General features: G+C 71.7%; 7 protein-coding genes and 1 tRNA gene. 5 read left to right on the forward strand and 3 right to left on the reverse strand.

Going from position 1 to position 9,081, the window contains the following annotated elements; genetic code table 11:
- Nucleotides 1-423: 423 nt before the first annotated feature.
- The 3 genes from ABZ934_RS11055 (at nucleotide 424) to ABZ934_RS11065 (ending at nucleotide 1,553) form a co-directional block, all read left to right on the forward strand.
- Entirely contained in the window at nucleotides 424-771 is a 348-nt protein-coding gene (locus ABZ934_RS11055) for a hypothetical protein (RefSeq protein ID WP_361311316.1), read from the forward strand.
- Nucleotides 772-913: 142 nt separating this feature from the next.
- Nucleotides 914-1,489, forward strand: coding sequence for a bifunctional DNA primase/polymerase (locus tag ABZ934_RS11060; RefSeq protein ID WP_361311319.1), 576 nt, complete (start codon nucleotides 914-916; stop codon nucleotides 1,487-1,489).
- Nucleotides 1,480-1,553, forward strand: a tRNA-Lys gene (locus tag ABZ934_RS11065). The genes ABZ934_RS11060 and ABZ934_RS11065 overlap by 10 nt, the downstream gene beginning before the upstream one ends.
- A gap of 68 nt (nucleotides 1,554-1,621) precedes the next feature.
- Here ABZ934_RS11065 and ABZ934_RS11070 read toward each other — a convergent pair.
- Nucleotides 1,622-2,857, reverse strand: coding sequence for a M6 family metalloprotease domain-containing protein (locus ABZ934_RS11070; protein WP_361311322.1), 1,236 nt, complete (start codon nucleotides 2,855-2,857; stop codon nucleotides 1,622-1,624).
- A gap of 477 nt (nucleotides 2,858-3,334) precedes the next feature.
- On the opposite strand from ABZ934_RS11070, the gene ABZ934_RS11075 reads away from it, so the two are divergent.
- Nucleotides 3,335-5,089: an EAL domain-containing protein gene (locus ABZ934_RS11075; RefSeq protein ID WP_361311324.1), complete on the forward strand. Its 1,755-nt coding sequence runs from the start codon at nucleotides 3,335-3,337 to the stop codon at nucleotides 5,087-5,089.
- Nucleotides 5,090-5,165: 76 nt separating this feature from the next.
- Here ABZ934_RS11075 and ABZ934_RS11080 read toward each other — a convergent pair whose 3' ends face one another.
- Both ABZ934_RS11080 and ABZ934_RS11085 read right to left on the reverse strand, forming a co-directional pair.
- Entirely contained in the window at nucleotides 5,166-6,872 is a 1,707-nt protein-coding gene (locus ABZ934_RS11080; protein ID WP_361311327.1) for a glycosyl hydrolase family 18 protein, read from the reverse strand.
- 254 nt (nucleotides 6,873-7,126) lie between these two features.
- A complete protein-coding gene (locus ABZ934_RS11085) occupies nucleotides 7,127-8,329 on the reverse strand; it encodes an LLM class flavin-dependent oxidoreductase (RefSeq protein WP_361311329.1) in 1,203 nt (400 codons plus the stop codon).
- Nucleotides 8,330-8,567: 238 nt separating this feature from the next.
- Here ABZ934_RS11085 and ABZ934_RS11090 point away from each other — a divergent pair.
- Nucleotides 8,568-9,081 (forward strand): helix-turn-helix domain-containing protein (locus ABZ934_RS11090; protein WP_361311332.1); only part of this gene is annotated, 514 nt, incomplete at its 3' end.

Genomic DNA, 9,081 nt, shown 5'->3' on the forward strand with positions numbered 1-9,081 from the left:
AGGCGGCCGATGAACACAGCCCGGACGGGTGGGAGGCGATGACGGCCACCCGGGACTTCCGGTCCGACCACCGCATCCCCTGGCGCCCGTAACGCCGGACGGAGTCCGGCACGCCGCCGCAGGCGGCCGATGAACACAGCCCGGACGGGTGGGAGGCGATGACGGCCACCCGGGACTTCCGGTCCGACCACCGCATCCCCTGGCGCCCGTAACGCCCCGCCCCCGACCTCGCGCATCACTCCCCGCGCCGCGGCGACCCTGGCCGACGAGCCGGCCGCCCAGTTGGACGAGGTCGCGGCGCTGGCGTCCGAGCGCGCGTCCGTGTAGCCCCCCGGCGCGCGCGAGCGGGCGTGCGCCCTTGCGGGGCGTTGGACAATGGAGGGTGGCCCGGAGGATTCGCGCGCAGCACCCAGGAGGACAGGCATGGCAGAGCCCGAGCGGACCGAGCGGAGGCTGCGGCCCGCGCCGCTGCTCTTCGAGCCCTCGGAGGCGGCCTCGGACCCCGAGCACTTCTTCGACCTGGAGTCGATAGAAGACCCGCGGGAGCTGCTGGCCCGCGCCACCGAGCTGACGCTGGCCTTCCGGGCGGCGCAGGACCGGGCCGTCGAGTTCCAGGCGCTGGCGGCGGCCCAGCTCGCGGACCGCCGCCGGTTCGACCGGCTGCCCGCCTCCGCCATCGCCGAACAGGCGGAGTGGACCGAGGACTACGCCGTCAAGATGATCGAGTTCGGCGAGAGCCTGCTGCGCGGCGGCGGCGCGGAGGACGCGTAGTCCGGGGCAGGGCAGGCACGTCCGGGCCGCGCACGCGGGGCACGTGGCATATGCGGGGCGGACCATACTCCGGTCCTCCCGCGTTGTCCCGGGATTCGGTAACTCCGGGGAGTTGTCTCACTACCGGCGGTAGACCTGGGGCATGACGACCTTGACCGGCTGCCCCGCCCTCGACGTCCGCCCCGCCCCCGCCACCCAGGTCACCCACGAGGGCGCCGCCTGGCTCGCCTCCGCGTGCACCCACCCGCGCAGCGCCCTCGCGGTCTGGGAGGAGCGGCCCGCCGCTCCGGCGGTGCTGCCCTGCGGGACCGCGTTCGACGTCGTCAACGTTCCGCTCGTGCTCGGCCGGCGGATGCTCGACCTGCTCTGGGCCGAGGGCCCCGGCTGCGGGCCCGCCGCAGTACACCGCGGCCGGATCCTGCTCTTCACCGCGCCGGGCACGGCGCAGCGGCTGCCCGCCCTGCTCGCGTGGGAGGAATGGAGCCCGAACGCGGCGGCCCCGATCTGCCACGGCCTCGGCGATGCCGTCACCGTGCCGCCCCTCGTCGCGACGCCCGGACCGTCGCGCTGGTTGGTGGCCCCGGACTCCCGGCGGCCTTGGCTGCCCGGGCCGGACGCCCTGCTCTGGGCGTTCCTGCACGCCGCCCGCCTGCAGGTATCGATTTTTCGTTCCGCCGATCGGGATGCTAATGTCTACGACGTCAGCAGGCGCCGCTAGCTCAGTTGGTTAGAGCAGCTGACTCTTAATCAGCGGGTCCGGGGTTCGAGTCCCTGGCGGCGCACAGACGGAGAGAGGCCCCCACGCGAGTGGGGGCCTCTTTCGTGTTCCCGGATTCCGGCACCCGGACCGCTACGTCGTGATCTTGACCGTGTACGCGCCCGAGGGGGTGCGGTCCGCCACCTCGATCCGGATGCGTTCCCCGGGCACCGTGAACGCCTCCCCGACCTCCAGCGGGGCGTCCGCCAGCGGCGGGTAGACCGAGCGGTCCCAGCACGCCTCCGTGCGCGGGTGGCCGTCCAGCACCTCGATCGGGCCGCCGCCCGATGCCGCCTCGTTGCGGACGCGGTAGACGAGGACGCCCTCGGTGCAGGTGTCCCGGTCGTTGCCGGCGGAGCCGCGGGCCTCGATGGCGATGGCGCTGCCCGGTCCGGTGCGGACCACCGCGAGCCGGGTGCCGCCGGAGCCGCCCCTCGGGACGCCCTCGGCGATCGGCTGGAGGGTGTGCAGGGAGGTGCCGGACGGTACGCAGTCCACCTGGGAGGCGTCGAGCCAGCCCAGCTTCCACTTGTGCCAGGCGAACAGGTCCGGGGCCATCCCGAACTGGCTGCCCATGACGTCCCAGTCCCCGACGTAGGTGTCCCAGTCGCCCTTGCCGTCCGTGGGCCGGTGGTAGAGGTCGGGCAGGTCGAAGACGTGGCCCGTCTCGTGCGCCAGGACGTTGCGGTCCGGCGGATGCCGCTCGAAGACGGTCACGATCCGCCTCAGCTCGGTACCGTCGGCGACGAGGGGCCGATCGAAGTTGACGACCTTGGTGGCGTCCGAGTCCACTCCGGGCGCGTTGGGGTCGGCGACGAAGTAGACGATGTCGTACCGGCTGAAGTCCACCGCGGGGTCGGCCGCCGCGACCGCGTCCCGCAGGTAGGCGGCCCGGGCCTCCGGTGCCCAGTCGCGCTGCATCCCGTACGCCGTGGACGGCTTGGGCATCGCGATCCACCGCTTCTGCGGGTGCGGGACCAGGCGGAACCGTCCGTACGAGGCACGCTCGAAGAAGTTGCCGGTGGCGGGGAAGTAGTCGTCGGTCAGCTCGGCGGGGGTGACGGTGGCGCGGTGGTCGGGGAAGGAGAGGAAGACCATGACCGCGTTCAGGGTGCGGACCGGTTTGGGGTAGGCACGGTTCCAGGTGTCCAGGCCCAGGGAGTGGTGCGCGGCCGTGCGGGTCAGGGCGCAGGGGCCGGCGCCGGACGCGGCGGCGGTGGGGGTCGCGACGAGCGACATGGCGGCGACCGCCGCCATGGAGGTGAGGACCGCCGCGGCACTTCGGATGCCGGGATGGTCCACTCCCCCGGGTGTCTGATGGGGCGGCACATCGACCTCCGGTGGTGGATTCGTACCCTTCCATCCACCTTGAGGCGATTGTCTTACTTATGCCCTGTTCCGGTGCCCCACATGAGTGAGCGGTAGGGCAAGTCGGTGACCCCCGGAGTTCACGACCCTGTCTACAGAACGTCACGACCGATCACCGGAGATCAGCGGCGGGCTCCGCATGCTCACCGTCGCGCAGAAACGATCGCCCGCGATCGGGTCGACGGACCGTCATCAGGCCGTCATCCCACCGAAGTACGCCCCTCCGACCGGTGGCGCCGCTGGATAGGGCCGTCCGGCAGCCTCTATGATCGGCACACTTTCCTGCACGGACACTCACGAACACTGCGGGAGCCAACGGTGAGCGGAACCTCAGAGGGACCCGGTTCGGCGGCCGACCGCATCCGATCGGCCGTCACGGAGCGTCACCCAGCAGTGCCGGCCTTGCCGGGCATGTCGAGCGAGCCGGAGGATCCGTCGATGCTGACCTCGCCCTCCCGGCCCGCGCCGGGGTCGCGCGACTTCCGGGCCGCCTTCGACGCGGCCCACCTCGCGATGGCCGTCGTCGACCGCGAGGGCTACGTCGTCGCGGCCAACCGGGCCCTGGCCGCACTGCTGGGGTCCGCCCCGCACGAGCTCGTCGAGCGGGCCGCGGCGGACCTGGTCGACCTGGCCGCGGAGGCCCGTACCTGGCAGGCCTACCAGGAGGTGCTGCGCGGCCGTCAGGCGCGGCTGCGCTGCACGCGCCGGCTCAAACACCCCGACGGCCACTCGTTGTGGACGGAAGTGACGCTGGGGCCGGTACCCGGAACCCGGGACGTCCTGCTGTCCGTCGCCGACATCAGCGACCGGCGCGACCTCCAGGCCCGGCTGCGCCACCTCCAGATGCACGACCCCGTGACCCGCCTGCCCAACCGGGCGCTGTTCTTCGAGCGGCTCTCCGCCGCCCTGGAGGCCGCCTCGTACGAGGACGGCGGAACGGGCCGGATCGGCCTGTGCTACCTGGACCTCGACGGCTTCAAGGCGGTCAACGACACCCTCGGCCACCGGGTCGGCGACCGGCTGCTGACCGCCGTGGCGGCCCGGCTGACCCAGTGTGCCGACCAGGCCGGCTACGGGCGCACCAGCGGCCACCTCGTGGCGCGGCTCGGCGGGGACGAGTTCGCCCTGCTGGTGGAGGACTCCACCGGCACCGAGCAGCTCGCGGAGCTGGCGCGCGGCGTCCTGGCCGCCGTCCAGGAGCCGTTCGACCTGGCCGGGCAGCGGCTCTCGGTGTCGGCGTCCATCGGCGTGGTGGAACGCGCCGCCGCCGGGACCTCGGCAACCGGTCTTATGCAGGCCGCGGACACGACCCTGTACTGGGCGAAGGCGGACGGCAAGGCCCGCTGGACCCTGTTCGACCCCGAGCGCAACGCGCACCGGATGACCCGGCAGGCGCTCTCGTCCACGCTGCGGCCGGCCGTGGAGCGGGGCGAGTTCGAGCTGGAGTACCAGCCGCTGGTGGACCTGGAGAGCGGCGCGGTGCGCGGGGTGGAGGCGCTGGTGCGCTGGAACCACCCGCAGTTCGGGACGTTGACGCCGAATCGGTTCATCGGAATTGCGGAAGAGGACGGTTCGATCGTCCAGTTGGGTCAGTGGGTGCTGCGGACCGCCTGCCGGCAGGCCCGGCGCTGGCAGATCGAGCAGCCCAGCGACTCGCCGGTGTTCGTGTCGGTGAACGTGGCCGTGCGGCAGGTCTGGGACTCGGACCTGGTGGGGGACGTCGCGGAGATCCTCGCCGAGACGGGGCTCGCGCCGCAGTTGCTCCAACTGGAGCTGACGGAGTCGGCGGTCATGGGTTCGGCGGGCCGGCCGCTGCAGGCGCTCCAGGCGCTGAGCGACATGGGCGTGCGGATCGCCATCGACGACTTCGGCACCGGGTACTCGAACCTCGCCTACCTCAGCCGGCTGCCGGTGTCGGTGCTCAAGTTGGACGGCTCGTTCGTGCGCGGCTTCCGCTACGAGGAGGGCGCCCACCCCAACCCCGCCGACGAGACCATCGTGGAGGCCCTGGTCCAGTTGGCGCACCGGCTGGGCCTGACGGTGACGGCGGAGTGCGTGGAGACGGCCGGCCAGGCGGCCCGGCTGCGCCGCGTCGGCTGCGACACGGGCCAGGGCTGGCTCTACTCCCGCGCGGTGGCCCCCGAGCGCATCGCGGAGATGATCGGCACCCGCGCGCCGTCGCAGGACGGCTGAGCGTGCGCACGCCTCCGCCCCGCACCCATGGACGGGGTACGGGGCGGAGGGTCGCTCGGCGCGGGGTGGGGGGAGATCAGCAGGCGCCGAGGTCCTTCCAGACACCCCATTCACCGGTGGTGCCGGGCTCCTCGTTCTGCGTCCACCACTGGGCCTTCCACTTGTGGCCCTTGTGGGAGACCTCGCTGCCGCCGGTGTAGACCGTGCCCGCGACGTAGGCGGGGGCGGCGCAGCCCGCGGTGGGCGTGGCGGTGGGGGTCGGGGTCGCCGTGGGGCCGGGCGTCGAGGTCGGCGTGGGGGTCGGGGTCGGGGTGGCCGGGGGCTGGGTGGAGCCGCCGAGGGCGGTGGAGATCTGGTTCAGCAGCGTGGCCTTGTCGTCCAGGCCGAGCAGGGAGTACATCATCGCGCCGGCCAGACCGCGCTGCTTGCCGTAGTCGACCCGGGCCTGGACGGACTTCTGGTTCAGGCCGGTGAAGAACTCGCCGTCCTTGAAGAAGTACGACGCCTTCGCCTGGTCGTCCCAGAAGGTGACGGCCGGGTTGTCGACGATGCCGCCGAGTTCCTTGTAGTTGGCGATGCCGGCCTGCTGGCTGGTGGGCCGGGCGGCGGACGGGCCGGTCGCCGTCTGGGCGAGGCCGTTGGTGGTCCCGGCGGGGACGCCCTTCCAGCCGCGGTAGTAGAACTCGTAGCCCAAAGTCAGCTTGTTGGCCGGGAACCCGCCCGTGATGCCGTAGGCCGGGTTGCCGTCGAGCCAGGAGTCGATGGCGTTCTTGATGCTGTACTTCTCGGTGCCGGGCGCGATCGGGTCGGTCGGGTCGGCCGCCGAGGGGTAGAGCGGCGACTGGTGGTACGTCGGCCCGTCGCCGTCCCAGGCGCCGTGCATGTCGTAGGTCATGATGTTCGCGTAGTCGAGGTACGCGCCGATCTTGTCCGTCTCGATGTACTTGATCTTGTCCTGGCCGGCCGGGAGCGCCGAGGTGAGCAGGTACTTCTTGCCGCCGTTGGCCGCCCCGTAGGCGTCGAGCTGGGTACGGAACTCCTTGAGCAGCAGGGTGAAGTTCTGCTTGTCCTCGGGGGCGTAGTGATTGCCGAGGTGGCCGCCCGCCGAGCCGGGGTACTCCCAGTCGATGTCGATGCCGTCAAAGATCCCGGCCGCGCTGCCCGGGCCGCCGTAGCCGCCCTCGACGGGCAGGTTGCCCTTGATGTACTGGTCGATGCAGGAGGAGACGAGCTTCTTGCGGGAGGCGTCGGTCTTGGCCGCGTCGCTGAAGTACTTCGAGTACGTCCAGCCGCCGATCGAAATGTTGATCTTGAGGTTCGGGTACTTCGCCTTGAGCTGCTTGAACTGGTTGAAGACGCCCACGATCGGCTGGTCCCACTTGTCGGCGACCCCGCTGACGCTGTCCGCCGCGCCGAACGACTTCTGGTAGTCGGCGTAGGAGTCGCCCGCCCCGTCACCGGCACTGGCGTTGTTGTCGTCGCCCGCGGCCTTGTTGGCCTCGAAGCAGGTGAGGTCGGTGGGGTGGATGTTGCCGAACGAGTAGTTGATGACGTCCAGCTTCCCCGCTATGCCGCGGGTGTCGAGCTGCTTGGGGTAGAAGGCGTTCCCGTACACGCTCCACTGGTCGTAGTAGGCGATCTTGACGTTGCCCGCGGCCGCCGCGGGGGCGCCGCCGGTGGCGCCCGCGGCCTGTGCGGTGCCGAGTCCCGCGAAGGTGGCCAGCGCTCCGGCTGCCAGCGCGGCCGTGGCGGCGGCCGCGATGAGGGGTTTACGGATGTGCATGAACTGACTCCGTGGGGGTGGGAGGGGATGCGTCAGCTTCGGGTGAGAGAAGTGATAGCGATCACTCCGCGCCGCAGTCAATGGTTTGGACCAAAGAAGGACTAGACCACCCGGCGATCAAATCCGCTCGTCAGAGACCTGAGCTCACATCAGAAACCGCCCGCCACCCCGGGTGACGAGCGGTTTAAGCCTCTCCTAAGCCATGTTCCGGCAAGATTTCGGCAACAAACCAGCCGAACCCCGTTTGCCTGCCCTCAAGCCGGAACCGAGCCCTCCACCGGCATCCCGTACGCATCTGCGACGAGACCGTAGGAGCGCAACCGGGCCTCCCCGCCATGGGCGTTGGCCGTCAGCATCAGCTCGTCCGCACCGGTCCGCGCGACCAGCGCGTCGAGCCCGGAACGGACCTGCTCGGGCACGCCGTGGACGATGTTCGCCGTCCAGCCGTCGACGAACTCCCGCTCCGCCGGCGAGAAGGGGTACGCGGCCGCCTCCTCGGGCGTCGGGACGAGCCCGGGCCGGCCGGAGCGCAGCCGGAGCATCGAGAGCGCGCCCGTGCGCACCTGGGCCCGCGCCTCCTCCTCGGTGTCCGCGGCCAGCGCCGAGACCCCGATGACGGCGTACGGGGCGTCCAGCACCGCCGAGGGGCGGAAGCTCTGGCGGTACAGGTCGAGCGCGGGCAGCGTGCCGGCCGCCGAGAAGTGGTGGGCGTACGCGAAGGGCAGGCCCAGCTCGCCGGCGAGGCGGGCGCTGAACCCGGAGGAGCCGAGCAGCCACACCGGGGGCCGCCCGGTGGGGCCCTGGACCGGCCCGGGCACTGCGTGCACCCGGGCATACGGGTGCCCGTCGGGGAAGCTGTCGTCGAGGAAGCGGACGAGTTCGCCCAGGCGGCGCGGGAACTCGTCGTGCGCCTCTTCCGCCCGCGCGGGCCCGCGCAGCGCGGCCGCCGTGCCGGGGTCGGTCCCGGGGGCGCGGCCGAGGCCGAGGTCGATCCGGCCCGGGGCGAACGCCTCCAGGGTCCCGAACTGCTCGGCCACGGCCAGCGGGGCGTGGTTGGGCAGCATTACGCCGCCCGAGCCGAGCCGGATGCGGGTGGTGTGCGCGGCGAGGTGGGCCAGGATCACCGCCGGGGAGGAGCTGGCCACGCCGGGCATGGAGTGGTGCTCGGCGACCCAGTGGCGGTGGTAGCCGCGCGACTCCGCCAGCCGGGAGATCGCCACGCTGGTGCGCAGCGACTCGTGGGCGGTGCTGCCCGCCCCGACCGTGACGAGATCCAGCACGGAGAGCGGGACCGGCGCCCGGCCCCGTGCGACGCCCCGGATCGGCTCTGCGGGGGCCGCGCCGGTTCCGCCGCCCGCGCCCGCGTGTGCACCCGACACCACCCCCGTACTCGTGTTCGGGCCCGCTGCCGCGTCCGCGCCCGCCCGGCTGTCCCTGGCGTCCCCGGCGTCACTCATCGTCGCTCCCGTCCCATGCCGCTCTCCTTCACGTCCGTACGAAGAAGTCGAACCGTGGGTCGAGGCCGGGCATTCCCGGCAGACCGTCAAGATGATCTTGCCTCCGGCATATGCCATCCGGATACGTGCTGAAGAAGCGACTTGATTGAGCCATCAATCTCATCAACAGGCGCTCCGGATGGGCCTCTTGATGGCTATCGTGGTAGGGCAAGCGGTAACAACCTGGTAGGGGGAAACCGTGGCGCTGAAGCCCGAGCCGACCGCGCCGTTCCATTCGGTGCAGTACGCCCTTCGCGTACTCGAAACGATCGCGCGCCACACCGGTGGCGTGACGGACGCACAGATCGCGCGTGAGACCGGCCTGCCCGCGGCCCATCTCGCGCCGATGCTCCTCATGCTGCGCCGGGAGGGCTACGTCCTACAGGTGTCCGACGGCGCCTACGCCATAGGGGACTCACTGGTCCTGCTCGGCTCGGGGACGGACCGGAAGCAGGCGCTGCAGGAGAAGCTCCAGGAGACCCTGGACCGGCTGCGTGACTCGGTCGGCGCGGCCGTCTACATCAGCCGGTACGTGGACGGTGAGGTCCGCATCACACAGTTCGCGGACAGCCCGCGCACTCCCAAGGTGCACGAGTGGGTCGACTTCCGCTCCGCCGTGCACGCCAGCGCGGTCGGCAAGTGCCTGCTCACCCAGCTCGACCAGAACGGGCGCCGCGACCACCTGGCCCGGCACAAGATCGCCCGGCTCACCT

It is taken from the genome of Streptomyces sp. NPDC046557 (assembly GCF_040645975.1).
Taxonomy (GTDB): domain Bacteria; phylum Actinomycetota; class Actinomycetes; order Streptomycetales; family Streptomycetaceae; genus Streptomyces.